The sequence below is a fragment of the Streptomyces sp. NPDC048278 genome, from assembly GCF_040652195.1.
Taxonomy (GTDB): domain Bacteria; phylum Actinomycetota; class Actinomycetes; order Streptomycetales; family Streptomycetaceae; genus Streptomyces.
Genome location: NZ_JBEZLP010000003.1, coordinates 114,922 through 141,837, shown reverse-complemented (window position 1 = coordinate 141,837; position 26,916 = coordinate 114,922). Strand labels below are relative to the sequence as shown.

The following is a 26,916-nucleotide window of genomic DNA, read 5'->3' as shown; positions in this document are numbered from 1 at the left end:
ATGACGCAGGTCAGGCCCATGCGCGCGGACGCCCGCCGCAACTACGAGCGGCTGCTGAAGGTCGCCGTCGAGGCCTTCGCCGAGCACGGTGAGAACGCGTCGCTCGACGACATCGCCAAACGGGCGGGCGTCGGCTCCGGCACGCTCTACCGGCACTTCCCGACCCGGCAGGCGCTGCTGGAGGCCGCGTTCGTGGACCGGCTGGAGGGGCTGGCGGCGAAGGCCGGCGAGTTCGCCGCGGAGCTCGCGCCCGGCGCGGCACTGACCGAGTGGCTGAACGAACTGTGCCTCGCCACCATCCAGGTGCGCGGCCTGAAGACCCTGCTGGGCTCGGCCGTCACGGACGGCAGCTCCGCCACGGTCACGGCCTGCGGCGTCACGGTCCGCGGCGCCGCCACCCGCCTGGTGGACGCGGCGAAGAAGGAGGGGACCCTGCGCCCGGACATCGAGCCGATCGAACTCCTGCGGCTCGCACACGGGTTGGCCACGGCCTCGGAACTGGCCGACGGGCAGGGCAGGGAGATCCGGCGCTATCTGGCACTGCTCACGGAGGGGTTGCGGCCGTAGCGCCCACGGCCGCACACCCGTCGCCGGACCAGGGTCAGAGCGCCTCCGCCCCCGGCTTGACCATGTTCCGTACCGTCCGGGCCTTCACGAACGAGCCCATCGCCGTCATGTCCCACTCGCCGGAGAACTGGCGGACCAGCTTCGCCATCAGCACGCCCGTCTGCGCCTCGGCGCTGGTGAGGTCGAAGCGGACCAGCTCCTCGCCGGACGCGGCGTCCAGCAGACGGCAGTAGGCCTTGGCGACCTCCGTGAACTTCTGGCCGGAGAAGGAGTTGACGGTGAAGACCAGGCCGGTGACCTCCGGGGGAATCCGGCCGAGGTCCACCGCGATCACCTCGTCGTCCCCGCCGCCCTCACCGGTGAGGTTGTCGCCCGAGTGCTTGATCGCGCCGCCCAGGATGGACAGCTTGCCGAAGTAGCAGCTGTCGATGTGGTTGCGCTGCGGGCCGTAGGCGATGACCGAGGCGTCCAGGTCGATGTCCTTGCCGCGGAACGCCGGCTCCCAGCCCAGGCCCATCTTGACCTGCGAGAGCAGCGGGCTGCCGCCCTTGACCAGGGACACGGTCTGGTTCTTCTGGAGGCTGACCCGGCCCTTGTCGAGGTTGATCTTCCCGGCGCCGGGGGCGGGCGGAGCGGGCGGCATCGGGGGAGCGGCGGGGGCCGGCGGGGCCATCGCGGGGGCCGTCGGCTGCGCGGCCGGGGCCGGGGCCGGTTCCTCCACCGTCACGCCGAAGTCGGTGGCGATGCCGGCCAGCCCGTTGGCGTACCCCTGGCCGACCGCGCGGGCCTTCCACGCGCCGTTGCGCAGGTAGATCTCCACGATCACCAGGGCCGTCTCCGTGCCCAGCTGCGGCGGCGTGAAGGTGGCCAGCACCGAGCCGTCGTCCGCGTTGCGGACCGTGGCCGTCGGCTCGATGCCCTGGAAGGTCTGGCCTGCGGCGTCGGGGCTCGCGGTGACGACGATCTTCTCGATGCCGGGCGGCACGGCCGCCGTGTCGACGGTGATCGCGTCCGGGGCCGTACCGCCGCCGGAGCGGTACGTCACACCCGGGCCGCTGGGCTGGTTGTAGAAGATGAAGTCGTCGTCGGAGCGCACCTTGCCGTCGCCCGTGAGCAGCAGGCCCGACACGTCGAGCCGCACGGGGGCGGAGACGTCCACCGCCACCCGGGAGACCGGCAGAGGGATGTTCGAGCCAGGGGTCATAGCTGTCATGCCGGGTGAACGAACGGCCCCGCTTTACCGTTCCCTTAAACTTCAGGGTCCACCACGACCGCTACGGCACCACGACGATCTTCCGTCCCACGCCCGCCGCGAACTGCTCCAGCGCCTGCGGGTAGCTGTCGAGCGGCAGCCGGTCGCTGATGAAGACCTCCGGGTCCAGGACCCCGTTCGCGAACAGCTCCGCCGCCCGCTCGTAGCTGTGCAGGACGGCCATGGAGCCGGTGATGGTGATCTCCTGGTTGTAGATGCGGTACGGGTCGATCGTCACCCGGGTCGCGTAGTCGGCGACGCCGAACTGGAGGAAGGTGCCGGCCTTGGCGACCCGGCCCAGGCCGTCCTGGATCGCCGCCGCGTTCCCGGTCGCGTCGATCACCACCTCCCAGCCCCGCGGCCGGTCCAGCTCGTCCGCGTTCGCGGCGGTCGCCGAGACGCCCAGCCGCTGGGCGGTCTCCAGGCGGGCCGGGTTCAGGTCGACCACGTCGACGCTCGCCGCGCCGGTCCGCTTGGCCAGCTCCAGCATCATCAGGCCCATGGTCCCCGAGCCGTAGATGAGCACGTGCGCGCCCAGCCTCGACTTCAGGACGTCGTAGCCGCGCACCGCGCAGGACAGCGGCTCGACCAGGGCCGCGTCCTGGGTGCGGACGTGCTCGGGGAGCTTCACGCAGTTGGCGACGGGGGCGACGGCGTACTGGGCGGCGCCGCCCGGCACGGTCACGCCGATCGCCGCCCAGCGCTCGCAGAGGTTGTTGTGGCCGTCCCGGCAGTAGCGGCACTCGTGGCAGTACAGGGACGGGTCGACCGCGACCCGGTCGCCGATCGCCACCTCGGTCACCTGGGAGCCGACGCCGACCACCTCGCCGGCGAACTCGTGGCCCGGCACGATCGGCAGCTTGGGCGCGAACTCGCCCTGGAGGATGTGCAGATCGGTGCCGCACAGGCCGCACGCGGCCACCTCCACCACGACCTCGCGGGGGCCCGGTGCCGGGTCGGGGACCTCGGTGACGACGGCACGGCCCACGGACTCGATGACGGCGGCCTTCATTTCACGGCTCCCAACGACAGGCCCTGGACCAGCTTGTCCTGGGCGGCGAACCCCGCGGCGAGCACCGGCAGGGAGACGACGAGCGACGCGGCGCACACCTTGGCCAGGAACAGGCCCTGGCTGGTGATGAAACCGGTCAGGAAGACGGGGGCGGTCTCGGCGACCACGCCCGTCAGGACTCGGGCGAAGAGCAGTTCGTTCCAGCTGAAGATGAAGCAGATCAGGGAGGTGGCGGCGATGCCGGGCAGGGCGATCGGGGCGACCACGCGCGCGAGGATCGTCGGCAGCCGGGCGCCGTCGATCTGCGCGGCCTCGATCACCGCGACCGGGACCTCGGCGAGGAACGACTGCATCATCCACACCGCGATCGGCAGGTTCATGGAGGTGTAGAGGATGACCAGGAACCAGATGTTGTCCAGCATCCCGGTGTTCTTCGCGAACAGGTAGATCGGCAGCAGTCCGGCCACGACCGGCAGCATCTTGGTGGAGAGGAAGAAGAACAGGACGTCCGTCCACTTCCGCACCCGCCGGATCGACAGCGCGTAGGCCGCCGGGAAGGCGAGGACGAGGACGAGGAGCGTCGAGACGATCGACGCCACCGCCGAGTTGACCAGCGCCGGCCAGGGGCTCGCGCCGCCGCCCGCGCCGAAGAACTCGCGGTAGCCGTCCAGGGTGAGGGCGGCGCCGAAGGAGGGCGGGTTGGTCGCCGCGTCCGCCTCGGAGTGGAAGGACGTCAGCGCCATCCAGGCGATGGGGAAGAAGAAGACGATGCCGGCCAGCCAGGCCACCAGGCCGATGCTGCGGCCCCGGTGCTTGCCGGCGCGTAGGGCGAGGCTGCTCATGCGCGGGACGCCTCCTCTCGGAACAGGGACGACACCACGCGCAGGGCGAAGGTCGCGATGATGATCGAGCCGATGACGACCAGGACGCCGGCGGCCGAGGCGAGGCCGTTCTCGTGGGCCTGGTAGAAGTTCTGGTAGACGGTGTACGGAAGGTTGGCGGTGCCGAGGCCGCCGGACGTGATCGTGAAGACCGCGTCGAAGTTCTGGACGATGTAGATCGATCCGAGCAGGGCGCCGAGTTCGAGGTAGCGGCGCAGGTGCGGGAGGGTCAGGTGGCGGAAGACCTGCCATTCGTTCGCGCCGTCCACCCGCGCGGCCTCGATCTGCTCGGGGTCCCGGCTCTGCAGCCCGGCCAGCAGGATCAGCATCATGAACGGCGTCCACTGCCACACCAGGGCGGCCTCCACGGCCAGCAGCGGGGTATGGGAGATCCAGTCGGGCTGCGGCCCGCCGACGTAGTGCAACAGGCCGTTGAGCAGGCCGTACTCGGGGTTGTAGAGGACGTGCTTCCAGAGCAGGGCCGCGGCCACCGGGACCACCAGGAACGGTGCGATCAGCAGGGTGCGGACGACGCCCCGGCCGCGGAACCTGTTGTTCAGGAGCAGCGCGAGCGCGAGGCCGAGGACCAGGCTGACCAGCACCACCGTCACCGTGAGCAGCACGGTCGTCCAGACCGAGTGGCGCAGGTCGGCGTCGGTGAGGACCTGGCGGTAGTTGTCGACGCCGGCGAAGTGCCGGGCCTTCGGGTAGAGGGCGTTCCAGTCGAAGAAGGAGATGACCACCGTGGCCACGAAGGGCAGCTGGGTCACCACGATCATGAAGACCAGGGCGGGCAGGAGCGGGGCCCGGGTGGTCCAGGCGCGCAGCCGGGCGGAGGGTGGCCGCGTGGCGCGTGCGGGGGTGGCCGCACGGGGGGTTGCTGTCGTCACGGTCATCGTCCCTCGTACTCCTTGGAGATCTTCTCGGCGAGCTGCTGGGACTTCTTGAGGGCCGAGTCGACGGACTGCCGTCCGGCGACGGCCGAGCTGATCTCCTGGGAGACCTTGGTGCCGAGATCGGTGAACTCGGGGATGTCGACGAACTGGATGCCGGGCGCGGGCCGCGGCTGCACGCCGGGGTCGTTCGGGCGGGCGCTCTCGATGGCCTCCTTGGTCATCTCCTGGAAGGCCGCGGCCGACTTCACGTAGTCCGGGTTCGTGTACGTCGAGGCGCGCTTGCCCGCGGGGACGTTGGACCAGCCGCTGGTCTCGCCGACCAGCTCCTCGTACTCCTTGCCGGACGCCCAGGAGACGAACTTCCAGGCCTTGTCCGGGTTGCGGGAGGCCTTCTGGATGCCCCAGGCCCAGGTGTAGAGCCAGCCTGCGGACTTGGTCTGCTCCACGGGCGCCGGGACGTAGCCGAGCTTGCCCTTGACCGGGGAGCCGTTCGCCTCCAGGAGGCCGGCCGCCGAGGTCGCGTCGTACCACATGGCGGTCTTGCCCTGGGTCATGTTGTTGAGGCACTCGGCGAAGCCGGACTGGGGGGCGCCGGACTCGCCGTGGGCGCGGACCAGGTCGACATAGAACTTCGTCGCCTTCTCGAAGCCGGACCCGGTCAGCTGTGCCTTCCAGTCCTTGTCGAACCAGGTGCCGCCGAAGGTGTTCACGACCGTGGTCAGCGGCGCCATCATCTCGCCCCAGCCGGGCAGGCCGCGCAGGCAGATGCCGCGCATGCCGGACCGCGCGCCGTCCACCTTCGCGGCGAGGTCGGCGACCTGCTGCCAGGTGGGGTGCGCGGGCATCGTCAGGCCCTTCGCCGCGAACACGTCCTTGCGGTACATCAGGAACGACGACTCGCCGTAGAAGGGTTCGCCGTAGAGCTTGCCGTCGTCGGCGGTCAGGGACTCGCGCATCGGCTTGAGGATGTCCTGCTGGTCGAAGCCCGGGTCCTTCGCGACGTAGGAGTCCATCTCGTGCAGCCAGCCGTTGCGGGCGTAGATCGGGATCTCGTAGTTGGACAGGGTGGCCACGTCGTACTGGCCGGCCTGGTTGGCGAAGTCCTGGCTGATCTTGTCGCGGACGTCGTTCTCGGGCAGGACGGTGAAGTTGACCTTGATGCCGGTCTCCTTGGTGAAGCGCGGGGCGAGCTTCTGGAGTTCCGTCATCTGGGGGTTGTTGACCATCAGCACGTTGATCGAGTCGCCGCCGGAACCGGACCCGCCCGCACCGACCCAGCAGCCGGAGAGCAGCGGGGCGAGCAGCGTCCCTGCGGCGGCCATGGCGAGGGTGACTCGCGGCCTCCGTCGGCTCGGGGTTCGCATGGATCGCTCCTGGAGGAATCGGGATATATAGGGCATTGATGGGTGTGGAGCGCCCTCGGGGGAGGGCGGTGGTGGGTCAGACCCGGATGACCTGCGGGCCCAGCAGGGAGTAGCGGTGGGCCTCGGCCGTGGGGAGCAGGGTGCTCGTCACGATCGCCTCCAGGGCGCCGATCTCGGCGAAGCGGCAGAAGCTGACGGCTCCGAACTTGGTGTGCACGCCCGCGAACACCGTCCGGCGCGCGGCCCGGATCGCCTGCGCCTTGACCTCGCTGACGGCGGGGTCCGGGGTGGTCAGGCCGTGCTCGCGCGAGATGCCGTTGGCACCGATGTAGGCGAGGTCGAGCACGAAGCCGGCGAGCATCTTCGTCGTCCAGTGGTCGACGGTGGCCAGCGTGCCGGCCCGGACCCGGCCGCCCAGCAGCAGGACCGACATGTTCTCGGTCTCCGCCAGTGCGCCCGCGACCGGCAGCGACGCCGTGACCACGGTCAGCGGCCGGTCCGTCGGCAGTGATTCGGCGATGAGCCGCGGGGTGAAGCCCTCGTCGACGAAGACGGTCTCGGCGTCGCCCAGCAGCTCGGCGGCGGCCGACGCGATCCGCCGCTTCTCCGGCACGTGGCTGGTCGACCGGAAGGCGAGGGTGGTCTCGAAACCGGCGCTCTCGACGGGGTACGCGCCTCCGTGGGTGCGGCGCACCAGACCGTGGTCCTCCAGGGCGCGCAGGTCGCGCCGGATGGTCTCCTTGGCCACGCCCAGGGCGTCGGCGAGCGCGGTGACGTCGACGGAGCCCGTGGCGCGCGCGGCCCGCACGATCTCGCGCTGGCGCTCCTCCGCCGTCTGCGTGCTCATCTCGTCACCCACTTCCTTGTGGAGGTGCCCGTTCGGGCCATGCAGCAAGTTCTACAGCGGGTGTGCGGGGCTGACCAGGCCTGTTGCGGGCCCGATACTGCCCGGGTGGGCCCGTTTGCCGGGCGGAGTGCCCGCCTCGGACCTGCGCGGCTGCCGGGGGAGGGGTGGGATCGGGCGGCCCGGATGCCCGAACGCGGCGGCGGGCGGGCCCGTTCGGTGCCCGCCCGCCGCCGCGTGCGATCGTTTCGCGCCGTCGCGTGCACGGTGCCGCGTACTAGTACGGCCAGACCGGCGGGTCGTCGACGAAGCGCCCGCCGAGGTGGGTGTGGGCCGGCTTCTCCGGGTCGAGTTCGCCGTGCTCGGCGATCAGTTTCTCCGCGAACTGCTCGGAGTCGTCCTGCGGATCGTAACCGAGCGCCCGCGCGCTGCTCAGGTCCCACCACAGCCGGGTGTTGGCGGACGAGCCGTAGACGACGGTGTGGCCGACCTCCTCGGCGGTCAGGGCCGCGTGGAAGAGGCGGGCGCCGTCGGCGGGGCTCATCCACACCGAGAGCATCCGCACGTCGGCCGGTTCCGCGAAGCAGGAGCCGATGCGCGCGGAGACCGTCTCCAGGCCGTGCTTGTCCCAGTACAGCTGGGCGAGGTCCTCGCCGAACGACTTGGACAGGCCGTAGAAGGTGTCCGGGCGGCGCGGGGTGTCCACCGGGATCAGCGGATCGCCCGGGCGCGGGGCCGGGGTGAAGCCGACGGCGTGGTTGGAGGAGGCGAAGACGATGCGCGGCACGCCGGCCTCGCGGGCGGCCTCGTACAGGTTGTAGGTGCCCTCGATGTTCGCGCGGAGGATCTTCCCGAACGGTGCCTCCAGGGAGATCCCCGCGAGATGCAGGACGGCGTCCACGCCCCGCACCGCCTCGCGCAGCGCGTCCGTGTCGCCGAGGTCGGCGGTGATCGCGTCCGGTTCGCCCTCGATCGGCCGCACGTCGAACAGGCGCAGCTCGTAGCCGTACTCCGGGAGCAGGGACCGCATCAGGGTGCCGAGTCCGCCGGCGGCACCGGTGAGCAGTAGCGTGCGGGGCGTGGGCATCCACGGTCTCCTTGGATCGCTGCCGGTCGTGTCCGTGTATGAAATTCACATTCATGGACACGCTAGGGAGGTGTGACGTACCGAGTCAAGTGTGCCGTGGAGTGCGGGAATCCGCTCGGCTGTTGGTCGTTTGTCGCCTTGACCGGCCCCGAGGGGGCCTCGTAACGTGGTCGCGTTCATGAATATGGACGCCGATCAGAGACATGCATCAGCAGCACGATCTGCGTCGACCGCCTCGACAGGGAGCGCCCGTGACGCCAGCCCCTCTCGCCGCCCGGCTCCGTGACCCGCGCGGGCCGCTCTTCTTCCCCGTCACCGCCTACGGTCCCGACGGCTCCCTCGACCTCGACGCCTACCGCGAGCACGTCCGCCGGGGCGTCGAGGCCGGCGCCGCCGCCGTCTTCGCCTGCTGCGGCACGGGGGAGTTCCACGCACTGCTCCCCGAGGAGTTCGAGGCCTGCGTCGGCGCGGCCGTGGAAGCGACCGGCGGCCGGGTGCCGGTGGTGGCCGGCGCCGGCTACGGCACCGCGCTCGCCGTACGCTACGCGCGTCTCGCCGAGGCCGCGGGCGCCGACGGCCTCCTCGCCATGCCGCCCTACCTGGTGGTCGCCGGCCAGGAGGGCCTGCTGCGGCACTACCGCGAGGTGGCGGCGGCCACCGAGCTCCCCGTGATCGTCTACCAGCGCGACAACGCCGTGTTCACCCCGCCCGCGGTCGTCGAACTCGCCCGCACCGAGGGCGTCATCGGCTTCAAGGACGGCCTCGGCGACCTGGACCTCATGCAGCGCATCGTCAGCGCCGTCCGCACCGAGGCCCCCGGCGACTTCCTCTACTTCAACGGCCTGCCCACCGCCGAACAGACCCAGCTCGCCTACCAGGCCATCGGCATCGGCCTCTACTCCTCCGCCGTCTTCTGCTTCGTCCCCGAGATCGCCCTCGCCTTCCACGCCGCCCTGCGCGAGGGGAACCGGGCGACCGTCGAGCGACTGCTGGACGGCTTCTACCGCCCGTTCGTCGAACTCCGCGCCCAGGGCCGGGGATACGCCGTCTCACTGGTCAAGGCCGGTGTACGACTGCGCGGCCTGGACGTCGGCGAGGTCCGCCCCCCGCTGCACGAGCCCGCCGAGGACCACGTGAAGCAGCTCGCCCAGCTGATCGAGCGCGGCTGCGCACTGCTGGAGGAGGACGCGTGACGCATCCGGGAGCGAACCGGGCAGGACGGCCGAGGACGTCGGCGTTCGTGTACCCCTGGGACGTCGACGGGGACCCCACGGCCGCGGAACGCATCGCCGCACTCGGCGTCGACCAGGTCACCCTGGCCTCCGCCTACCACTCCACCCGCGCCCTGACCCCGCGCCACCCCCGCCACCGCATCGTCACCGCCGAGTACGCGGCCGTCTACTACCCGCCGGGCGAGCACTGGGCGGGCCGCGGACTCCGCCCCCACCGGGCGGGCGACTGGGCCCCCGGCGACGCCTACGGGGAAGCCGCCGAAGCCCTGGCCGGCGCCGGCCTCGACGTCCACACCTGGGTGATCCTCGCCCACAACTCCCGCCTGGGCGCCGAACATCCGGACACCTCGGTCGTCAACGCCTACGGCGACCGCTACCCCTGGGCACCCTGCATCGCCCAGCCCGCCACGCGCGCGTACCTGGCCGACCTCGCCGCCGAGGCCGCCGTCCGCCCCGGCGCGGCCGGCACCGAACTGGAGTCCCTCGGCTGGTACGGCCTCCAGCACCTGCACGCCCACGACAAGACCGCCGGGGTCGGCCTCGGGGACGCCGGCCAGTACCTGATGGCACTGTGCTTCTGCCCCGCCTGCCGGGCCGGCTACGGCGAACAGGGCCTGGATCCGGACGAGTTGGCCGCCGCCGTACGGGAGGCCCTGGAGCCGCTGTGGCGGGGCACGGGCGACGACGCCGGCTGGCCCACGGTGGAGAAGCTGCTCGGCGAGCCGGTCGCGGCGGCCACGCGCGCGTGGCGCGACGGACAGGCCCGCACGCTCCAGGAGACGGCCGTGACCGCGGTCCGGGCGGCGGCCCCCGCGGGCTTCCGGGTGCTGCTGCACGCCGACCCGGTGAGCTACCACTGCGGCGCCAACGCGGGCGTGGACCCCGCCTGGATCCTGTCCGTCGCGGACGGCGTCGTGGTCCCCTGCACGGCCGGTACGGCCCTGCTCGCGCCCTTCGCCGAACACGCCCGCGCCGACACCGTCCTGGCCGCCAACTTCACGGTGGTCTCCGGGATGGGCGGCAGCCCCGGCACCCTCGCCGCCGACGCCGACCGCGCCCGTGCGCTGGGCGCGACCGAACTGCGCCTGTATCACGCCGGGTTGGCGTCGGACGGCGACCTGGCCGCGGTACGGGAGGCGTTGCGCTGAGCCAGTGACCCGGCGGTGAGGAGCAGCGCGCCGCCGAAGACCGGCAACAGCAGGCGCTGGTCGACGAGTTCGACGAGAGCGGCCCCGGCGGCCAGTCCGACCACGTTCGGTGCGAACATCAGCGTGTCGGCCGTCGCGGTCGCCCGGCCCAGCGCGGCGGCCGGGATCTCGCGCTGTACGGCGGTGTGGGCGGCGATCAGGACGCAGGGCAGGCCGATACCGCCGGCGAGGCTGCAGGCCAGGAGTGCCATGTCACACGGCACGGCCCGCCCCGCCACCGCCACCCCCGTCAGCGCGATCCCGTACGCCGCGAACCGCCGCTCCCCGAGCCGCCGCAGCGCGGGCCCCGCCACCAGCCCGACGCCGACCGAGCCGACGCCCTGGACGGCGTACATCACCCCCGTGTAGGCGGGGGAGTGACCGAGGGCGGCCACGACGGCGTAGTTCATGCTGCTGCCGAGCGAGGCCAGGCACATCGTGGCGCCACCGGCCCGGACCAGCGGTCGCAGCACCGGATGCGCCCACAGCAGCCGGACGCCCTCGACGGTCTGCCGCCGCCAGTTCCCGGCGGCCGGCTCCGGTCGCTCCTCGCGCACCCGGAGCAGCGCGCACACCCCCGCCGCCAGCACGAAGGTCAGCGCGTCCAGCAGCGCCACGCCCGGCCCGCCGTACGCCGTGTACAGCGCTGCCCCGGTCAGCGGGGCGACCAGCTTCATGCCCTCCCGGGCGGTCGTCCGCAGCCCGTTGAAGTCGCCGAGGAGGGCGGGATCGACGGCGGCGGCGACGAGGGCGGAGTTCGCCGCGTCCTCCACCACGCCCGCCGCGCCGTATACGAGGAGAACCGCGAACAGGAGCCGGACGGAGGCGGGGGAGCCGACGGTCAGCAGGGACAGCAGAAGACCCGCGAGACCGAGGTTGACGCAGATCAGCAGGGGCTTGCGGCGGACGCGGTCGGCGAGGGTGCCGAGGACCGGCCCGGCGAGGGTGGGGGCCCAGAGGGCGGCGGTGCACAGGGCGGCGAGGCCGTCGGAGCCGGTGAGGTCCTTGACCCAGACACCGGACACCAGCCAGAGCGCGGAGGTGCCGAAGCCGGAGACCACGACGCCGGTGAGGTAGAGGGCCGCGTTGCGGTCGCGGAGCAGGCGGGTCACGGCCCGCGAGGAGGTGGTCGTCATGCCTGGTCATCGTGGGTCTAAGGCGGGGGTGCGGGGATCGGGAAGGTGCCCTAGAAAGGAAGACGGGGCCGATGAGTTCCGGGAGGCCGTGCGGTCTGCCTCCCGAAGGGGATCGGGGAGTCCGGGCGGACGACCGAACCGGTGCAGCGGGAGGCAGCACGATGACTGGTACGACCATGATCGACCTCGGCCCGCAGGCGAGGATCGTCGCGGAGCTCGCGGAGGGGGTGACGGACGGGCAGCTCGCGGCGGCGACGCCGTGTCCTGAGTACGCCGTGCGTCACCTGCTGGGCCATGTGGCGGGTCTGTCCGCGGCCTTCCGGGACGCGGCCCGCAAGGACCTGGGGGCCACGACCGGCCACCGCCCCGGCGCGGAGCTGCCGGTGCTCGGACCGGAGTGGCGGCAGGAGCTGCCCAGGGCGCTCGACGCGCTGGCGGAGGCCTGGCGCGACCCGGCCGCGTGGGACGGCATGACGCGCGCCGGCGGGATCGACCTGCCGGGCGGGGTGGCAGCCGCGGTCGCCGCCGACGAACTGGTCATCCACGGCTGGGACCTGGCCCGGGCCACCGGCCAGGAGTACGCCCCCGATCCCGCGGCGCTGGAGGCGGCGTACGGCTTCCTGCGGATGGCCGCGGAGGGCGACCGCGGCCCGTTCGGCCCCCTCGTGCCGGTACCGGAGGGCGCGCGGCTGCTGGACCGGGCGGTGGGGCTGAGTGGCCGGGACCCGGGGTGGACGGCGTAGAAGCACGCGAACGGTGAGTGGCCGGGGACCCGGATCCGTACTCTCCTCGCCATGCCCTTGAGCCTCACCGTCCTCGGCACCGCCTCCCCCTACCCCCGGCCCGGCCGCCCGTGCTCGGGCTACCTGGTGCGGGGCGGCGGCGCCGAGGTGTGGGTGGACGCGGGCACCGGGACCTTTGCGGAGTTGCAACGGCACACGGATCCGGCGCGGCTCACGGCGATCTGGATCTCGCACCTGCACGCGGACCACAGCGCCGATCTGTCGGCCGCCGCGTACGCGTACGCCTTCGGTGGCCTGACCCCGGCCGCGCCGATCCCGGTCTACGCGCCGCAGGAGTGCGCACAGCGCCTGGCGGGCTTCTTCGGGCGGCCGGACCTCGGCTTCCTGGGCGGGGTGTTCGACTTCCGGCCGCTGTACGACGGGCACGCCGTCCGGCACTGGAACCTGCGGCTCGCCGCGCGGGCGGTGGCGCACGGCACGGAGGCCTACGGGCTGCGCGCCGAGTGCCAGGGCAGCGTGCTGGCGTACTCGGGGGACAGCGGACCGTGCGCCGCGCTGACCGACCTGGCCACCCGGGCGGACGTCTTCCTGTGCGAGGCCGACCTCGACAGGCATCGCGAAGGCGAACGCGTACACCTGACCCCGGAGGACGCGGGCCGGATCGCCCGGGACGCGGAAGCTCGGGAACTCCTGATCACCCACGTGGGCCCGTCCCTGACCCGGGAGACGGCGGCGGCCCGGGCCGAGGCGGTCTTCGGGCGGGGGACGGCGGTGGCCCGGGAGGGCGAGGCGCGGGGTTTCTGAAACGGCCGGGAGCTGTCCCGTGAGCGTTGCTCCGGGGCGGCTGGGCCGGGTTCAGGAACCCTCCTCGGCGGAGGGTTGATCCGTTGCCCTCCCGACGGCGGGGATCAGGTCCGCGACCCGGTCGAGTTGGTCGCGCTGGGAGCGCAGGTCCAGGGCGCCGAGCCGTACGACGAGGTGCCGAACACCGGCGGCGACGTACCGTCCCAGACGCTCGAGCACCTGGTCGGCGGAACCGGTGACGACCGCCTGGATCTGCTCCAGCTCCGGCAGCGGCATGCCGTAGGTGGCCCGTGCGTAGCCGTCCAGGGCCCGGCGGCCACTCTCGACGTCCTCGTCGATCCGTACTGAGACGAACAGCGCGGGCGTGATGTCCTCGGCTGCGCGTCCGGCGTCGGCCGCCGCCCTGCGGACATCGTGGAGGCCGGACGCGTAGTCGTCGGGGTCTGGCGGGTAGGGCAGCCATCCGTCGTACAGCCGGCCGGTGCGGGCCAGCGCCGCGGGGGTCGCACCGCCGAGCCAGACGGGCGGGCCGCCGGGCCGGGCCGGCCGGGTCATGGGCGGGATGCCGTCGAACCGGAGGATGTCGCCGTGGAAGGCGTCGGCGCCGTCCCACAGGGCGCGCCACAGAGCGACGGTCTCGTCCAGGCGGGCGAAGCGTCTTTCCCACGGCAGTTCGGACAGCGTGTAGAGAGGCCGTCCGAAGCGGCCGGGGAAGCCGGCGCCGACGGCCACCGTGAGCCGGCCACCGGACAGCAGGTCGATCGACGCGAGTGACTGCGCGGCCTGGACCGGCCGCCGCAGGAACGGCAACAGCGCGGCTGTGCCCAGCGTCGCCGTCCCGGTCACCGGGGCGAGCGCGGCCAGCATCGTGAGCGCCTCGATGCGAGGGCTGAGCAGGGAATCGTTGACGAAGAGCGAGGAGAAGCCCGAGCGTTCGGCGTGACGGCCGAAGGCGACCAGTTCACGAGGGTCGTCGGCCGCCGCCCACTGGGCGGTACCGGTCGGAAGCAGTACACCGATGTCCATGCCGGCGATGTTCACGACCGGTGCGGGCCGCGGCAATTCCCTGCGGGGAATGGCCCGGGGGCCGCCGCCGCCGTTACAACAGGCCCGTGGACTTCCCCAGCGCCCTTCGCGAACGTCGCGCCCGCCGTCGTCTCAGCCAGCTCGACCTGGCGTTGCGGGCCGGCACCACCCAGCGGTACCTCAGCTTCGTCGAGTCCGGCAGATCCGTCCCCGGCCGGAACATGGTCGTACGTCTGGCCGAGTCGCTGGAACTGCCGCTACGGGAGCGCAACGAGCTGCTGCTCGCCGCCGGGTACGCGCCCGCCTACCCCGAAAGCCCACTCGACGACCCGGTGCTGGCCCCCGTGCGCACGGCGATCGACCACATCCTCCGCGGACATCTGCCCTATCCGGCGCTGGTCGTGGACCGCGGCGGTGACCTGATCGCCGCGAACACCGCGTTCGACCTGATCACCGAGGGTGCGGCGGCCGAACTGGTGGGTCCGGGCACGAACGTCTACCGCCTTGCGCTGCACCCCGACGGCCTGGCGCCCCGCATCCACAACCTCGCCGAATGGGCGCGGCACATCCTGGCCCGCCTCGGCCACCTGGAGGAGCTGCGCGCCGAGCTCGCCGGGTACGTTCCCGCGCTGGAGCCGTCCGCCGGGGCACTGGGTTTCGCCGTCCCGCTCCGCCTGCGGTCCTCGTACGGTGAGCTACGCCTGATGACGACCGTGACGACCTTCGCCACCGCCGTCGACGTGACACTCGCCGAGCTCAAGCTGGAGGCGTTCCTGCCGGCCGACCCGGCGACGGCCGAGGCACTCTCGGCCGCCGCCAGGTCTTCTTCTGCCGGTCAGGCCCCCGGAAACATGTAGTCGGCCTTGATCCGGCCGTCGTCGTCGAGCACGAGGATCTCCAGGCCGCCGCCCACGACGTCACCGGTTTCCGTGGACACCGTCTCCCAGCCGAACCTGACCACGCCGTTCAGGCGTACCGCGTCGGCGCGCGACCGAAAAGTGAAGCCCATCTTCTCGACGAACCGCTCGTAACTCCGTGCCACCCGGGTCTCGATGGCGTCGTACCCCTGGGCCTCCAGGGTCGTGTGGTCGAAGCCGAGTCCCGCGGCGATCTCCCGGATCTCCGCGGGCGGCCGGAGGACGTGGGTGGCGTCCTCGGCCCACAGCCGCTCGATGGCCGCGCGGCGTTCGGCGGCGTCCGGCACGATCCACTGGGCCAGGTAACGGTCGGCCAGGCGCTGCGCGTCGATCTCGATCATGTACGTCTCCTTGCCGGCAGGTCGATTCGCACCAGAGCCTGCGGCGCGCGGCCGTGACCGGCAATTCCCGTCAGGGAATGGACACCACCTTTGTCAGAAGCATTGACGAAACACAGCCGTCCTCCTAGCTTCGTCCGCGTCGTACTTCGTACGTCATATATGAGACGCGATACGCGAGATCAGATACGTCAGATCGGGTCCCGTGCCCGATCGTGACCCCGAGAGGTGCGCATGACCTCTGTGCCCATGCCGATTCCGTCGCGCACGCAGTTCGTGCTGGACGCGATCAAACACCGCATCCTCACCGGGCAGCTGACGCCGGGTCAGGCCCTGGTGGAGACCGAGCTCGCCGCGCAGTTCGGGGTGTCCAAGACCCCCGTGCGGGAGGCGCTCAAGACCCTCGCCGGGACCGGGCTGGTCGTGATGAGCCAGTACAAGGGCGTCACGGTGCGCATGGTGGACGCGGACATGGCGCGGGAGGTCTACGACGTACGGCTGCTCCTCGAACCCGAGGCCCTCCGGCGGGCCGTGCGGCGCGGCGCCTCGCTCGACGCGGCCCGCGACGCCCTCACCCGTGCCGCCGACGCCACCGACACTGCCGAACGCTCCCTCGCCAACCGCGACTTCCACCGCGCCCTCTACCTCCCGTGCGGCAACCCGCTCCTCGGCCGGATGCTCGACGAGGTCCGTGACCAGGCCGCCCTCGTCTCCGCCGTCGCCTGGGCCGCCTCCCCCTCCTGGGAGCAGGAGGCCGGTGAGCACCGGGAGATCCTGCGGCTGGCGCTGGCGGGCGACGCCGACGGTGCCGCCCGCACCCTGCACACCCACATCGCGTCCTTCGTCGACCGGGCGTTCCCCCAGGCGGCCGACCAGGCCGACCAGACAGGTCAAGCAGGCCAGGCAGGTCAAGCAGGTCAGGCGGGTCAAGCAGGCCAGGGAGGCCAGGAATGAGTGGCGTGGCGTTCGAGACGCAGCGGGCGGCCCTCGCCGACGTGGTGGCCATCCCGGTCACCCCCTTCGCCGAGGACGGCGGCGTCGACCAGGCCGCCCACCGGGCCCTGCTGCGCCGGCTCCTCGACGGCGGGATCCGGACCCTCACCCCGAACGGGAACACCGGCGAGTTCTACGCCCTGACCCCCGAGGAGCGGCGGCTCGTCACCGAGTCGACGCTCGACGAGGCCGGGGACCGGGCCGTGGTCCTCGTCGGGGTCGGGCACGACATCCCCACCGCCGTCGCCTCCGCCCGGCACGCCCGGGAGCACGGCGCCCGGATGATCATGGTCCACCAGCCCGTCCACCCGTACGTCTCCCAGGCCGGCTGGGTCGACTACCACCGGGCCATCGCCGCCGCCGTCCCCGAACTCGGCGTCGTCCCCTACGTACGCAACGCCCAGCTCCCCGGTGCCCGCCTCGCCGAACTCGCCGACGCCTGCCCCAACGTCGTCGGCGTCAAGTACGCGGTGCCGGACGCCGCCAAGTTCGCCGCCTTCGCACGTGACGCGGGGCTCGACCGGTTCGTCTGGGTCGCCGGCCTCGCCGAGCCCTACGCACCCTCCTACTTCTCGGCCGGCGCTACCGGCTTCACCTCCGGTCTGGTGAACGTCGCCCCGGCCGTTTCGCTGAACATGATCGAAGCGCTTCGATCCGGTGACTATCCGGCCGCCATGAAGGTCTGGGAACAGATCCGCCGCTTCGAGGAACTCCGCGCCGCCAACGGTTCCGCCGACAACGTCACCGTGGTCAAGGAGGCCCTCGCCTCCCTCGGCCTCTGCCGCCGCGACGTCCGGCCGCCCAGCAGGCACCTGCCCGAGGAAGAGCGCGCCGAGGTCGCCGCCATAGCCGCCGGATGGTCGATATGAACGCACCCGACACGCCCGCCCCCCGCAAGAGGCCCGAGGAGCTGCGGAGCCACCAGTGGTACGGCACCGAAGGCCTCCGCTCCTTCAGTCACCGCGCCCGCACCCGCCAGCTCGGCTACCTGCCCGAGGAGCACCTCGGCAAGCCGGTCATCGCGATCCTCAACACCTGGTCGGACATCAACCCCTGTCATGTGCACCTCCGTGACCGGGCGCAGGCCGTGAAGCGGGGCGTCTGGCAGGCGGGCGGGTTCCCGCTGGAGTTCCCGGTCGCCACCCTCTCCGAGACCTTCCAGAAGCCGACCCCGATGCTCTACCGCAACCTCCTCTCCATGGAGACCGAGGAGCTGCTGCGGTCGTACCCGGTGGACGGCGCGGTCCTCATGGGCGGCTGCGACAAGTCCACCCCGGCCCTGCTCATGGGCGCCGCCTCGGTCGACCTGCCCACCGTCTTCGTGCCCGCCGGGCCCATGCTCCCCGGCCACTGGCGGGGCGAGGTCCTCGGCTCCGGCACCGACATGTGGAAGTACTGGGACGACAAGCGCGCCGGACTGATCGGCGACTGCGAGTTGCAGGAGCTGGAGAGCGGCCTCGCCCGCTCGCCCGGGCACTGCATGACCATGGGGACGGCCTCCACGCTGACGGCCGCCGCGGAGGCGCTGGGCGTCACCGTCCCCGGCGCGTCCAGCATCCCGGCCGTCGACTCCGGGCACGACCGGATGGCCGCCGCGTCGGGCATGCGGATCGTCGAACTCGTCCACCGGGACCGCAGGCTCTCCGCGCTCCTCACCCCGGACGCCTTCGAGGACGCCGTCACCACCGTCCTCGGGCTCGGCGGCTCCACCAACGCCGTCATCCACCTCATCGCCATGGCCGGCCGGGCCGGGGTCCGGCTCACCCTCGACGACTTCGACCGCATCGCCCGGACCGTCCCCGTCCTCGCCAACGTCCGCCCCGGCGGCCACAGGTACCTCATGGAGGACTTCCACTTCGCGGGCGGCCTGCCCGGCTTCCTCTCCCGCATCCCCGACCTGCTCCACCTCGACCGGCCCACGGTGTCGTACGACAGCTACCGCGAGCAGCTCGCCGGCGCCCGGGTGCACGACGACGACGTCATCAGGACCCGCACCGACCCGGTCGCGAGCGAAGGCGGAGTCGCCGTGCTGCGCGGCAACCTCTGCCCGGACGGCGCCGTGATCAAGCACATCGCCGCCGAACCGCACCTGCTCAAGCACACCGGCCGGGCGGTCGTCTTCGACGACTACCGGACCATGCAGCGCACCATCGACGACCCCGCCCTCGGCATCACCGCCGACAGCGTGCTCGTGCTGCGCAACGCCGGGCCCAAGGGCGGTCCGGGCATGCCCGAGTACGGCATGCTGCCCATCCCCGACCACCTCCTCAGGCAGGGCGTGCGGGACATGGTCCGGATCTCCGACGCCCGGATGAGCGGGACGAGTTACGGCGCCTGCGTGCTGCACATCGCCCCCGAGTCGTACGTCGGCGGGCCGCTCGCCCTGGTCCGCACCGGGGACGCCATCACCCTGGACGTCGCGGCCCGCACCCTCCGGCTCGACGTGGACGACGTGGAGCTGGCGCGGCGCCGGGCCGCCTGGACCCCGCCGCCGGTGCGGTACGAGCGCGGGTACGGCGCCCTCTACGACCAGCAGATCACCCAGGCCGACACCGGCTGCGACTTCGAGTTCCTGGCCCGGCCGGGAGAAGTCCCGGACCCGTACGCGGGCTAGCCCCATCCGCACGACGATCGTCGAAGCGCTTCAACCATGTGCTTCAACCATGTGCATGTAGCAAGCGCTTCCTGTACCCGCTGTCACCATGCGAACGGAGAGACAGTCATGGCCCAAGCCGCAGCCGTGGCGAACCCGCCCGCGCCACCCCGGCGGCGCCGTGCCTCCGCGACGCCGCGCAGGCTGCCGTTCCTGCTGATCGCCCCGGCGGTCCTGCTGATGCTGGGCTTCATCGCCTACCCGGTGCTCAGCGTCTTCTACTACAGCCTTCAGGACTACAACCCGACCAAGCCCTGGCGGAACGGCTTCGCGGGCCTCGGCAACTTCACGCGGGCCTTCGCGCACGACCCCCAGTTCTGGGACACGCTCACCTTCAGCGCCAAGTGGGTCGTGGTGGAGGTCGGGCTCCAGCTGCTGTTCGGGCTGGCGCTCGCGCTGATCGTCAACCAGACGTTCGTGGGGCGGGCCCTCGGCCGGGCACTGGTCTTCTCGCCGTGGGCCGTCTCCGGAGTGCTGACCTCCGCGATCTGGGTGCTGCTCTACAACTCCCAGACCGGCATCACCCGTTACCTCGCCGACGCGGGCATCGGGTCGTACGGCACCAGCTGGCTCTCCGACCCCTCGACCGTCTTCCCGGCGGCCGTGGTCGCCGACCTGTGGCGGGGCGTGCCGTTCTTCGCGATCCTCATCCTCGCCGACCTCCAGTCCGTCTCCAAGGACCTGTACGAGGCGGCGGAGGTCGACGGGGCGAGCCGCCTCAAGCAGTTCTGGCACATCACGCTGCCCCATCTCAAGGACGCCATCGTGCTCTCCACGCTGCTGCGCGCGGTGTGGGAGTTCAACAACGTCGACCTGCTCTACACCCTGACCGGAGGCGGCCCGGCGGGGGAGACGACGACCCTTCCCCTCTACATCGCCAACACCAGTGTCGACGCCCACGACTTCGGCTACGCCTCCGCGCTGACCACGGTGGCCTTCGTGATCCTGCTCTTCTGCTCCGTCCTCTACCTGCGGCTGAGCAAGTTCGGAGGCGAGACCAAGTGATCACCGAGATCGCCCCCGCGGCCGGGCCCGCCGTGTCCGAGCCCGTCCGGCCGGGGAAGAAGCGCCGCGCCTGGGACGAGGCCCCCCGCTGGCAGATCTACCTCCCCCTCGGGATCTACCTGCTCTTCACGCTGGTCCCGTTCTACTGGATCCTGCTCTTCGCCCTCCGCCCGGCCGGCTCCACCTCGCTGGTCCCCTGGCCGGTCACCTTCGACCACTTCCAGAAGGTGTGGACCGAGCGCAGCTTCGGCACGTACTTCACCAACAGCGTCTACGTCGGGGTCTCGACCCTGGTGCTGACCACCGTCGTCGCCCTGGCCGGCGGCTACGCCCTGGCCCGCTTCGACTTCCGGCTCAAGCGCGGCTTCCTGCTGGCCCTGCTCTGCTCCCAGTTCGTGCCGGGCGCACTGCTGCTCGTCCCGCTCTTCCAGATCTTCGCCGAGCTCCGGATGATCAACTCGCTCGGCAGTGTCGTCGTCGCCGAGACCGTCTTCCAGCTCCCGCTGTCGATGATCCTGATCAGCGGCTTCATCAGGAACGTGCCGTACTCCCTGGAGGAGGCCGCCTGGGTCGACGGCTGCAACCGGCTCACGGCCTTCCGGATCGTCGTGCTTCCGCTGCTGCGGCCGGGGCTGGTCGCGGTCGGCTCCTTCGCCTTCGTGCACGCCTGGAACCACTTCCTGTTCGCCCTGATGTTCCTCTCCGACCAGAGCAAGCAGACCATCCCGGTCGGCCTCAACACCCTGATGAGCGCCGACAGCGTGGACCTGGGCGCGCTGGCCGCGGGCGGGATCATCGCCGCCGTACCCGTCGTGATCGTCTTCGCCTTCATCCAGAAGTGGCTGATCACCGGCTTCAGCGCGGGGGCGGTGAAGGGATGAGACACGTCGCGGGCGGACCGGGGAAAACGCTTACCCTGCATCCAAAGATCGACGACGCAGGGAGGACACCGTGAACTCTTCACCCATCGACCTCGTTCTGGCGGGCGCGCGCGGCCACGGCCGCTGGCACCTGGAGAACATCCGCCGGCTCCAGGAGAAGGGCGTCGTACGGCTCGCCGGCATCTGCGAGCTGACCCCGCTCGGCCCGGACGAGCTGCCGGAGGGGCTCGGGCAGCCCGAGCAGTCCGCCGACTTCGGTGCCCTGCTCGACGCGACCGGCGCCGGGATCGCCGTGATCTGCACGCCCATCCCCACCCACACGGACCTGGCCCTGACGGCCGCCGAGCGGGGTGTGCACGTGCTTCTGGAGAAGCCGCCTGCGCCGTCGTACGCGGAGTTCCGGCGGATGGCCGACGGGGTTGCCAAGGCGGGCGTGGCCTGCCAGATCGGCTTCCAGTCGCTGGGCTCGCACGCCGTGCCGGCGATCCGGCGACTGATCGCGGAGGGTGCCATCGGCGAGGTGGTGGGGGTCGGCGGCGCGGGTGCCTGGGCCCGCCCCGAGGCCTACTACCGGCGGGCGCCCTGGGCCGGCAAGCGGCGGCTGAACGGCGTCGACGTCGTGGACGGGGTCCTCACCAACCCCCTCGCGCACGCCGTCGCCACCGGCCTCGCCCTGCTCGGCACCGACCGCGCGGAGGACGTCACCGGCATCGAGACCGAGCTGCTGCGCGCCAACGACATCGAGTCCGACGACACCTCCTGCGTCCGGGTCACCACCCCGCGCGGCCCGGTCACGGTCGCCGCCACGCTCTGCGCCGAGGAACCGGGCGAGCCGTACGTCCTGGTGCACGGCACCGGCGGCCGGATCACCCACTGGTACAAGCAGGACCGGGTGCTGGTGCAGCGGGCGGACCACGGCCCGGAGGAGACCGAGTACGGCAGCACGGACCTGCTGGAGAACCTCGTCGACCATGTCACCACCGGCGCCGCCCTGCTGGTGGAGCCGGACGCGACCGGCGCCTTCATGAAGGTCGTTGAAGCGATTCGACTGGCCGACGCCCCGGTCGCGCTGCCCGCCGACGCCTGGCACCGCCTGCCGGAGGACGGGCGCCGGGTCGTGACCGGCATCGACGCCCTGGTCGCGGCCGGTGCCGACACCCTCTCCCTCTACTCCGAACTGGGTGCCCCCTGGGCCCCGCCGAAGGGGGTGAGCCCATGAGGGACGCCGGTCGGCCAGGTGCCGCGGGCGTTGCCGGAGCCGCCGCCTTCACGCACTTACGCGTCACCCCCTGCTGACCCTGACAGAGGAGAGCCGATCGATGAAGAGCAGCATCCGCAGAAGCAGGCGCGCGGCCGTCGCCGTCGCCCTGGGCTCCGTGCTCGCGCTGACCGCCACCGCCTGCGGCGACGACGGCAGCGGCAGCGCGGGCGACAAGGGCGGCGAGGGCTCCGGCAAGGGCACGATCACCTTCTGGGACAACAACGGCGGTGTCCGCACCGACGTCTGGAAGGAGATCATCGCCGACTTCGAGAAGCAGAACCCCGACATCAAGGTCACGTACGTCGGGGTGCCCGCCGCGAGCGTCCAGTCGAAGTACGACACCGCCATCCAGGGCGGCGGACTGCCCGACGTCGGCGGGGTCACCACCGCGATGCTCGCGGAGGTCGCGGCGCAGGGCGCGCTGGAGCCGCTGGACGGCCGGCTCGCCAAGAGCCCGCTGAAGGGCAAGCTCAACGAGAAGTTCCTGGAGAGCGTCACGGCAGCCGGCGGCGACGGAAAGACGTACTCCGTGCCGACCTCCGCGAACAACGGCACCCTCTGGTACCGGTCCGACCTGTTCGGCGCGGCGAAGCTGGCGGCGCCGACCACCTGGACGAACTTCTACGCGGCGGCCGGCAGGCTCACCGACAAGGCGAAGAACAGGTTCGGGTACACGATCCGGGGCGGGGAGGGGTCGATCGCGCAGGCGCTGGACGCCACCTACGGCCAGAGCGGGATCACCTCCTTCTGGAACGGCGACACGACCACCGTCAACGATCCGAAGAACGTCGCCGCCCTGGAGAAGTACGTCGGCCTGTACAAGAAGGACACCCCCTCCGCCGACGTCAACAACGACTTCACCAAGATGGTCGCGCAGTGGGATTCCGGCACGATCGGGATGCTGAGCCACAACCTCGGGTCCTACGCCGACCACGAGAAGGCGCTGAGCGGGAAGTTCAAGGGAATTCCGAATCCGACGCTGGACGACGGCACCCGGGTGCAGGTCTCCAATCCCGTCGACGGTCTCGGTCTCTTCAAGTCGAGCAAGAACAAGGCCGCCGCCTGGAAGTTCATCGAGTTCGCCGCCTCGCACGAGGCCAACAGCAAGTGGAACGAGTCGGCGGGGCAGGTGCCGGCCAACAACGAGGCGGCGCAGGACGCGTGGGTGCAGGCGTCGGAGCCGACGAAGCTGGCCGCCGAGGCGCTCAACGGGGCGACGACGAAGATCGTGCAGCTTCCCTACTACCTGCCGGACTGGAACACCGTCTCCAAGGCCGACAACGAGCCGAACTTCCAGAAGGTGCTGCTCGGGAGGATGACGGCGAAGGAGTTCCTGGACACGTTGGCCGATCAGCTGAACAAGGCGCAGGCGGATTGGAAAGCCCATCACTGACAGCTCGGGTGGTTGCGGCTGTGGGGTGCTGCGGGTCGGTTGTGGCTGATCGCGCAGTTCCCCGCGCCCCTGAAGCAAGGAAGGTGAACGGTCTTGTCACTTACCCGTAGACAGGTCACCGCGGCAGGCCTCGCCGCCGTTCCTCTCGTCGGCCGGTCTTCCGGCGGGAAACGCACTCTCTACATCGCCGGTGATTCCACCGCCGCCCAGAAATACGCCGACGCGGCGCCCGAGACCGGGTGGGGAATGGCGTTGCCGTTCTTCCTCGGGAAGGGGATCGGCGTCTCCAACCAGGCCGTGAACGGGCGGAGTTCCAAGAGCTTCGTCGACGAGGGACGGCTGGACGCCGTCCTCGCCGCCATCCGGCCGCACGATCTGCTGCTCGTCCAGTTCGCGCACAACGACGAGAAGAGCGACGATCCGACCCGGTACACCGAGCCCTGGAGCACCTACCAGGACTACCTGCGGCTCTACATCGAGGGCGCCCGGGCGCGCGGTGCCCGGCCGGTGCTCGCCACGCCCGTCGAACGGCGGCGGTTCGACGCCGACGGCAACGCCGTGCCGACGCACGGCGACTACCCGGCGGCGATGCGCGCGCTCGCCGCGCGGGAGGGGGTCGCGCTGCTCGACATCGAGGCGCTGTCGCTCGCGCTCTGGCAGGCGCTCGGGGTCGAGGCGACCAAGACGTACTTCAACTGGACCGACACCGAGCAGGACAACACGCACTTCAACCCGCCGGGGGCCATCGCCGTGGCCCGGCTCGTGGCGCAGGAGTCGCTGCGCACCCGGGTGCTGGCCCGGCACGACGTCGTCCGGCTGCACGAGGACATACCGACCTCCTGGATCACCTGGCCACCCGCATAGCCGAGGAGAACCGCACAGTGCGTACTCAGATATGTCATGCACGCGTCATGGGAGCGCTGGTCGGCTGCACGGCCCTGGTGCTGGCCGTGACCGGAAACGCCCAGGCCGCGGCCCCGCACCGGGTCGCGCTCGACCGGCAGGTACTGGCCGCGAACGACGGCTGGGGAGCGGCCGGCACGGGGACCACCGGCGGGGCCGCCGCCGACTCCGCGCACGTCTACACCGTCACCACCTGGGACGAGTTCAAGGCCGCCCTCGCCGACGGCGGCAGCGCACCGAAGATCGTGAGAGTCGTGGGGACCATCGACGCGGACGGGCCGAGCTGCGCCTCGTTCGCCGTGCCCGGCTACGACTTCGACGCCTACCTCGCCACGTACTCACCCGAGGCCTGGGGGCACTCCACCAACCTGGACAACGAGCCCGCCGACAGCCCGGAGGGGCTGCGCCGCGCGTCCCAGGCCGCCCAGGACGCCTACATCAAGGCGTTCGTGCCGGCCAACACCACCATCGTCGGCGTCGGCAAGGACGCCGGCTTCAAGGGCGCAAGCCTGCAGATCAAGGCCGTCGACAACGTCATCGTCCGCAACCTGGGCTTCGAGAGCCCCCTCGACTGCTTCCCGCAGTGGGACCCGACCGACACCGCTGACGGCAACTGGAACTCCGAGTACGACAGCGTCGACATCTACGGCGGCACGCACGTCTGGATGGACCACAACACCTTCACCGACGGCGACCACCCGGACAGCACCCTGCCGTACTACTTCGGGCGGATCTACGAACAGCACGACGGCGAGATGGACATCGTCAAGGGCGCCGACCACATCACCGCCTCCTGGAACGTCTTCGCGGACCACGACAAGACGATCCTCGTCGGCAACAGCGACAGCGCGTCCACGGCGGCCGTCGACCGGGGGCACCTCAAGGTCACCTTCCACCACAACCTCTTCTCCAACCTGGTGGAGCGGGCACCCCGGGTGCGGTTCGGGCAGGTCGACTCCTACAACAACCACTTCGTCGCCGAGGACGGCTACGGCTACAGCTACGGCATCGGGATCGAGTCCCAACTCGTCGCCGAGCACAACGCGTTCACGCTGCCCGACACCGTCGGGGCGGGCTCGATCCTGAAGAAGTGGAACGAGTCGACGCTCACCGCCGACGACAACTACGTCAACGGTGAACCGACGGACCTGATCGCGGTCCACAACGCGCAGATCCCGGCCGAGACCCTCACGGCGGGTTCGACCTGGACCCCGACCCTGCGCACGAAGGTCGACCCGGCACCGGCCGTCCCGCGCATCGTCGACTGCGGCGCGGGCGCCGGTCACCTGCGCTGACGCGCGTCCGTCGCGGCCGGGGCGCGCACCGGAGTCCGCCCCGGCCCCACCCCCCACGGCAAGGAGTACCGCCACCCCTCTCCCTCTCCAAGGAGCACCCGCATGTCCTCGCCCCACCTTCCCCTGTCCAGACGAGGTCTCCTCGCCGCGGGCGCCGGGGCGGGCGCCGCGCTCGCCCTGGCCGCCCTCCCCGCCCACGCCGGCGCCCGCCCCTTCGGGCGGTACGGCTCCCCGGAGCGCCGCCGCACCCCGCAGACCCTGTACGTCGACCCGCACGGCCGCGGCGACTTCAGCACCGTCCAGGCCGCCGTCACCGCCGCCACCGGCAGCGGCCGGACCCTGGTCCTCGCCCCGGGCGTCTACCGGGAGACGGTCGCCCTCGACACCACCCGCACCGAGGCCACCTGGATCGGCGCCGCCGAGGACCCGGGTGCCGTCGTCATCGCCTTCGACCACGCGGCCGGCACCCCCAAGCCCGGCGGCGGCACGTACGGCACCACCGGCTCCGCCACCGTCACCGCGCAGGCCGACGGCTTCACCGCCCGCTGGATCACCTTCGCCAACGACTGGCTGCGCGCCGACCACCCCGACATCACCGGCACCCAGGCCGTCGCCCTCAAGGTGCAGGGCGACCGCAGCGCCTTCCACGACTGCCGGTTCCTCGGCCACCAGGACACCCTGTACGCGGACTCGACGGCCCTGGGCGTGTTCGCCCGGCAGTACTTCGCGCGCTGCTACGCCGAGGGCGACGTCGACTTCGTGTTCGGGCGGGCCACGGCCGTCTACGAGCACTGCCACTTCCGCACCCTGAACCGGACCGACCTGGCGACCGCCCCGTACGGGTTCGTCCTCGCGCCCTCGACCGCGGCTGCCAACCCGTACGGCTACCTCGTGAGCCGGAGCCGCATCAGCAGCGAAGCCCCGGACGCCGCCTACAAGCTGGGCCGCCCCTGGGTGCCCAGCTCCGACACCACGGCCCGCCCCTCGCTCGTCGTCCGCGACTCGTACCTCGGTCCCGGCGTCGACGCGGTCGCGCCCTACACCGACATGTCGGACGCCTTCCCCTGGCAGAACCAGCGCTTCGCCGAGTACCGCAACTCCGGTCCCGGTGCCGCGATCAGCGTCCCCGAGAACCGGCCCCAACTCACCGCCGAACAGGCCGGGTCCGCGACCAGGGAGGCCTACCTCGGTGACTGGACGCCCTGGAAGGAGTGCTGACGTGCCGACCCGACGCGCACTTCTCGCC

The 26,916-nt window shown here is 71.6% G+C and carries 26 protein-coding genes; 16 read left to right on the top strand and 10 right to left on the bottom strand.

The features are described from left to right. A complete protein-coding gene (locus tag AB0D74_RS06840) occupies positions 1-567 on the top strand; it encodes a helix-turn-helix domain-containing protein (protein WP_362581286.1) in 567 nt (188 codons plus the stop codon). Between the two features lie 34 nt (positions 568-601). On the opposite strand, the gene AB0D74_RS06835 is transcribed toward AB0D74_RS06840, so the two are convergent. The 7 genes from AB0D74_RS06835 to AB0D74_RS06805 all read right to left on the bottom strand — a co-directional run bounded on the left by AB0D74_RS06835 (position 602) and on the right by AB0D74_RS06805 (position 7,903). Continuing rightward, positions 602-1,771 carry a TerD family protein gene (locus AB0D74_RS06835; protein ID WP_362581284.1) on the bottom strand — a complete coding sequence of 390 codons (1,170 nt, stop codon included), beginning with the start codon at positions 1,769-1,771 and terminating at the stop codon, positions 602-604. Between the two features lie 70 nt (positions 1,772-1,841). Next, positions 1,842-2,831 carry a zinc-dependent alcohol dehydrogenase family protein gene (locus AB0D74_RS06830; protein WP_362581282.1) on the bottom strand — a complete coding sequence of 330 codons (990 nt, stop codon included), beginning with the start codon at positions 2,829-2,831 and terminating at the stop codon, positions 1,842-1,844. Beyond that, on the bottom strand, positions 2,828-3,673 hold the full coding sequence (locus tag AB0D74_RS06825) for a carbohydrate ABC transporter permease (protein ID WP_362581280.1): 846 nt from the start codon (positions 3,671-3,673) through the stop codon (positions 2,828-2,830). Before AB0D74_RS06825 ends, AB0D74_RS06830 begins: the two co-directional genes overlap by 4 nt. Continuing rightward, entirely contained in the window at positions 3,670-4,608 is a 939-nt protein-coding gene (locus AB0D74_RS06820; RefSeq protein ID WP_362581278.1) for a sugar ABC transporter permease, read from the bottom strand. The genes AB0D74_RS06825 and AB0D74_RS06820 overlap by 4 nt, the downstream gene beginning before the upstream one ends. Further along, positions 4,605-5,972 carry a sugar ABC transporter substrate-binding protein gene (locus AB0D74_RS06815; RefSeq protein WP_362581276.1) on the bottom strand — a complete coding sequence of 456 codons (1,368 nt, stop codon included), beginning with the start codon at positions 5,970-5,972 and terminating at the stop codon, positions 4,605-4,607. The genes AB0D74_RS06820 and AB0D74_RS06815 overlap by 4 nt, the downstream gene beginning before the upstream one ends. A gap of 76 nt (positions 5,973-6,048) precedes the next feature. Next, complete coding sequence (locus tag AB0D74_RS06810) at positions 6,049-6,819, bottom strand: DeoR/GlpR family DNA-binding transcription regulator (RefSeq protein ID WP_362581274.1); 771 nt, start codon at positions 6,817-6,819, stop codon at positions 6,049-6,051. 274 nt (positions 6,820-7,093) lie between these two features. Continuing rightward, positions 7,094-7,903, bottom strand: a complete 810-nt coding sequence (locus AB0D74_RS06805; protein ID WP_362581272.1) for an NAD(P)-dependent oxidoreductase — start codon at positions 7,901-7,903, stop codon at positions 7,094-7,096. Positions 7,904-8,154: 251 nt separating this feature from the next. On the opposite strand from AB0D74_RS06805, the gene AB0D74_RS06800 reads away from it, so the two are divergent. Further along, complete coding sequence (locus AB0D74_RS06800) at positions 8,155-9,096, top strand: 5-dehydro-4-deoxyglucarate dehydratase (RefSeq protein ID WP_362581270.1); 942 nt, start codon at positions 8,155-8,157, stop codon at positions 9,094-9,096. Then, complete coding sequence (locus tag AB0D74_RS06795; protein WP_362581268.1) at positions 9,093-10,283, top strand: hypothetical protein; 1,191 nt, start codon at positions 9,093-9,095, stop codon at positions 10,281-10,283. Before AB0D74_RS06800 ends, AB0D74_RS06795 begins: the two co-directional genes overlap by 4 nt. Here the strand turns inward: AB0D74_RS06795 and AB0D74_RS06790 are convergent. Next, positions 10,226-11,458, bottom strand: coding sequence for an MFS transporter (locus tag AB0D74_RS06790; protein ID WP_362581266.1), 1,233 nt, complete (start codon positions 11,456-11,458; stop codon positions 10,226-10,228). The two genes, AB0D74_RS06795 and AB0D74_RS06790, sit on opposite strands and share 58 nt — an antisense overlap. A gap of 161 nt (positions 11,459-11,619) precedes the next feature. Between AB0D74_RS06790 and AB0D74_RS06785 the strand changes: the two genes are divergently transcribed. Then, on the top strand, positions 11,620-12,201 hold the full coding sequence (locus AB0D74_RS06785; RefSeq protein WP_362581264.1) for a TIGR03086 family metal-binding protein: 582 nt from the start codon (positions 11,620-11,622) through the stop codon (positions 12,199-12,201). A 51-nt stretch (positions 12,202-12,252) separates the two neighbouring features. After that, entirely contained in the window at positions 12,253-13,005 is a 753-nt protein-coding gene (locus AB0D74_RS06780) for an MBL fold metallo-hydrolase (RefSeq protein WP_362581262.1), read from the top strand. 51 nt (positions 13,006-13,056) lie between these two features. On the opposite strand, the gene AB0D74_RS06775 is transcribed toward AB0D74_RS06780, so the two are convergent. Continuing rightward, a complete protein-coding gene (locus AB0D74_RS06775) occupies positions 13,057-14,031 on the bottom strand; it encodes an LLM class flavin-dependent oxidoreductase (protein ID WP_362581260.1) in 975 nt (324 codons plus the stop codon). Between the two features lie 86 nt (positions 14,032-14,117). On the opposite strand from AB0D74_RS06775, the gene AB0D74_RS06770 reads away from it, so the two are divergent. Then, the gene (locus tag AB0D74_RS06770) at positions 14,118-14,888 is read left to right on the top strand and encodes a helix-turn-helix domain-containing protein (RefSeq protein WP_362581258.1); all 771 of its coding nucleotides are present in this window, start codon (positions 14,118-14,120) and stop codon (positions 14,886-14,888) included. On the opposite strand, the gene AB0D74_RS06765 is transcribed toward AB0D74_RS06770, so the two are convergent. After that, on the bottom strand, positions 14,867-15,289 hold the full coding sequence (locus tag AB0D74_RS06765; protein ID WP_362581256.1) for a hypothetical protein: 423 nt from the start codon (positions 15,287-15,289) through the stop codon (positions 14,867-14,869). The genes AB0D74_RS06770 and AB0D74_RS06765 overlap by 22 nt on opposite strands. A 231-nt stretch (positions 15,290-15,520) precedes the next feature. On the opposite strand from AB0D74_RS06765, the gene AB0D74_RS06760 reads away from it, so the two are divergent. The 10 genes from AB0D74_RS06760 (at position 15,521) to AB0D74_RS06715 (ending at position 26,888) form a co-directional block, all read left to right on the top strand. Next, positions 15,521-16,240, top strand: coding sequence for a GntR family transcriptional regulator (locus AB0D74_RS06760; RefSeq protein WP_362581254.1), 720 nt, complete (start codon positions 15,521-15,523; stop codon positions 16,238-16,240). Continuing rightward, positions 16,237-17,148: a dihydrodipicolinate synthase family protein gene (locus AB0D74_RS06755; RefSeq protein WP_362581252.1), complete on the top strand. Its 912-nt coding sequence runs from the start codon at positions 16,237-16,239 to the stop codon at positions 17,146-17,148. Before AB0D74_RS06760 ends, AB0D74_RS06755 begins: the two co-directional genes overlap by 4 nt. Then, entirely contained in the window at positions 17,145-18,893 is a 1,749-nt protein-coding gene (gene araD, locus AB0D74_RS06750; protein WP_362581250.1) for an L-arabinonate dehydratase, read from the top strand. Before AB0D74_RS06755 ends, araD begins: the two co-directional genes overlap by 4 nt. Positions 18,894-19,001: 108 nt before the next feature. Further along, on the top strand, positions 19,002-19,937 hold the full coding sequence (locus tag AB0D74_RS06745; protein ID WP_362581248.1) for a sugar ABC transporter permease: 936 nt from the start codon (positions 19,002-19,004) through the stop codon (positions 19,935-19,937). Further along, positions 19,934-20,818: a carbohydrate ABC transporter permease gene (locus AB0D74_RS06740; RefSeq protein ID WP_362581246.1), complete on the top strand. Its 885-nt coding sequence runs from the start codon at positions 19,934-19,936 to the stop codon at positions 20,816-20,818. Before AB0D74_RS06745 ends, AB0D74_RS06740 begins: the two co-directional genes overlap by 4 nt. 70 nt (positions 20,819-20,888) lie before the next feature. Beyond that, positions 20,889-22,037, top strand: coding sequence for a Gfo/Idh/MocA family oxidoreductase (locus AB0D74_RS06735; protein ID WP_362581244.1), 1,149 nt, complete (start codon positions 20,889-20,891; stop codon positions 22,035-22,037). A gap of 100 nt (positions 22,038-22,137) precedes the next feature. Continuing rightward, the gene (locus AB0D74_RS06730) at positions 22,138-23,472 is read left to right on the top strand and encodes a sugar ABC transporter substrate-binding protein (protein WP_362581242.1); all 1,335 of its coding nucleotides are present in this window, start codon (positions 22,138-22,140) and stop codon (positions 23,470-23,472) included. Between the two features lie 93 nt (positions 23,473-23,565). After that, positions 23,566-24,336, top strand: a complete 771-nt coding sequence (locus AB0D74_RS06725; RefSeq protein ID WP_362581240.1) for a rhamnogalacturonan acetylesterase — start codon at positions 23,566-23,568, stop codon at positions 24,334-24,336. Between the two features lie 47 nt (positions 24,337-24,383). Then, complete coding sequence (locus AB0D74_RS06720; RefSeq protein ID WP_362581238.1) at positions 24,384-25,670, top strand: pectate lyase; 1,287 nt, start codon at positions 24,384-24,386, stop codon at positions 25,668-25,670. A gap of 102 nt (positions 25,671-25,772) precedes the next feature. Further along, positions 25,773-26,888 (top strand): pectinesterase family protein, encoded by a 1,116-nt coding sequence (locus AB0D74_RS06715; protein ID WP_362581236.1) that lies wholly within the window; start codon positions 25,773-25,775, stop codon positions 26,886-26,888. The last annotated feature ends 28 nt before the right edge of the window (positions 26,889-26,916 follow it).

What these genes read in the sequence shown, in the direction of transcription:
- AB0D74_RS06810 (WP_362581274.1), bottom strand. Translation starts at nt 6,819, where the DNA reads ATGAGCACGCAGACGGCGGAGGAGCGCCAGCGCGAGATCGTGCGGGCC.
- AB0D74_RS06775 (WP_362581260.1), bottom strand. Translation starts at nt 14,031, where the DNA reads ATGGACATCGGTGTACTGCTTCCGACCGGTACCGCCCAGTGGGCGGCG.
- AB0D74_RS06755 (WP_362581252.1), top strand. Translation starts at nt 16,237, where the DNA reads ATGAGTGGCGTGGCGTTCGAGACGCAGCGGGCGGCCCTCGCCGACGTG.
- AB0D74_RS06790 (WP_362581266.1), bottom strand. Translation starts at nt 11,458, where the DNA reads ATGACGACCACCTCCTCGCGGGCCGTGACCCGCCTGCTCCGCGACCGC.
- AB0D74_RS06745 (WP_362581248.1), top strand. Translation starts at nt 19,002, where the DNA reads ATGGCCCAAGCCGCAGCCGTGGCGAACCCGCCCGCGCCACCCCGGCGG.
- AB0D74_RS06730 (WP_362581242.1), top strand. Translation starts at nt 22,138, where the DNA reads ATGAAGAGCAGCATCCGCAGAAGCAGGCGCGCGGCCGTCGCCGTCGCC.
- AB0D74_RS06835 (WP_362581284.1), bottom strand. Translation starts at nt 1,771, where the DNA reads ATGACCCCTGGCTCGAACATCCCTCTGCCGGTCTCCCGGGTGGCGGTG.
- AB0D74_RS06820 (WP_362581278.1), bottom strand. Translation starts at nt 4,608, where the DNA reads ATGACCGTGACGACAGCAACCCCCCGTGCGGCCACCCCCGCACGCGCC.
- AB0D74_RS06780 (WP_362581262.1), top strand. Translation starts at nt 12,253, where the DNA reads ATGCCCTTGAGCCTCACCGTCCTCGGCACCGCCTCCCCCTACCCCCGG.
- AB0D74_RS06785 (WP_362581264.1), top strand. Translation starts at nt 11,620, where the DNA reads ATGACTGGTACGACCATGATCGACCTCGGCCCGCAGGCGAGGATCGTC.
- AB0D74_RS06825 (WP_362581280.1), bottom strand. Translation starts at nt 3,673, where the DNA reads ATGAGCAGCCTCGCCCTACGCGCCGGCAAGCACCGGGGCCGCAGCATC.
- AB0D74_RS06715 (WP_362581236.1), top strand. Translation starts at nt 25,773, where the DNA reads ATGTCCTCGCCCCACCTTCCCCTGTCCAGACGAGGTCTCCTCGCCGCG.
- AB0D74_RS06720 (WP_362581238.1), top strand. Translation starts at nt 24,384, where the DNA reads ATGGGAGCGCTGGTCGGCTGCACGGCCCTGGTGCTGGCCGTGACCGGA.
- AB0D74_RS06765 (WP_362581256.1), bottom strand. Translation starts at nt 15,289, where the DNA reads ATGATCGAGATCGACGCGCAGCGCCTGGCCGACCGTTACCTGGCCCAG.
- AB0D74_RS06815 (WP_362581276.1), bottom strand. Translation starts at nt 5,972, where the DNA reads ATGCGAACCCCGAGCCGACGGAGGCCGCGAGTCACCCTCGCCATGGCC.
- AB0D74_RS06830 (WP_362581282.1), bottom strand. Translation starts at nt 2,831, where the DNA reads ATGAAGGCCGCCGTCATCGAGTCCGTGGGCCGTGCCGTCGTCACCGAG.
- AB0D74_RS06760 (WP_362581254.1), top strand. Translation starts at nt 15,521, where the DNA reads ATGACCTCTGTGCCCATGCCGATTCCGTCGCGCACGCAGTTCGTGCTG.
- AB0D74_RS06805 (WP_362581272.1), bottom strand. Translation starts at nt 7,903, where the DNA reads ATGCCCACGCCCCGCACGCTACTGCTCACCGGTGCCGCCGGCGGACTC.
- AB0D74_RS06840 (WP_362581286.1), top strand. Translation starts at nt 1, where the DNA reads ATGACGCAGGTCAGGCCCATGCGCGCGGACGCCCGCCGCAACTACGAG.
- araD (WP_362581250.1), top strand. Translation starts at nt 17,145, where the DNA reads ATGAACGCACCCGACACGCCCGCCCCCCGCAAGAGGCCCGAGGAGCTG.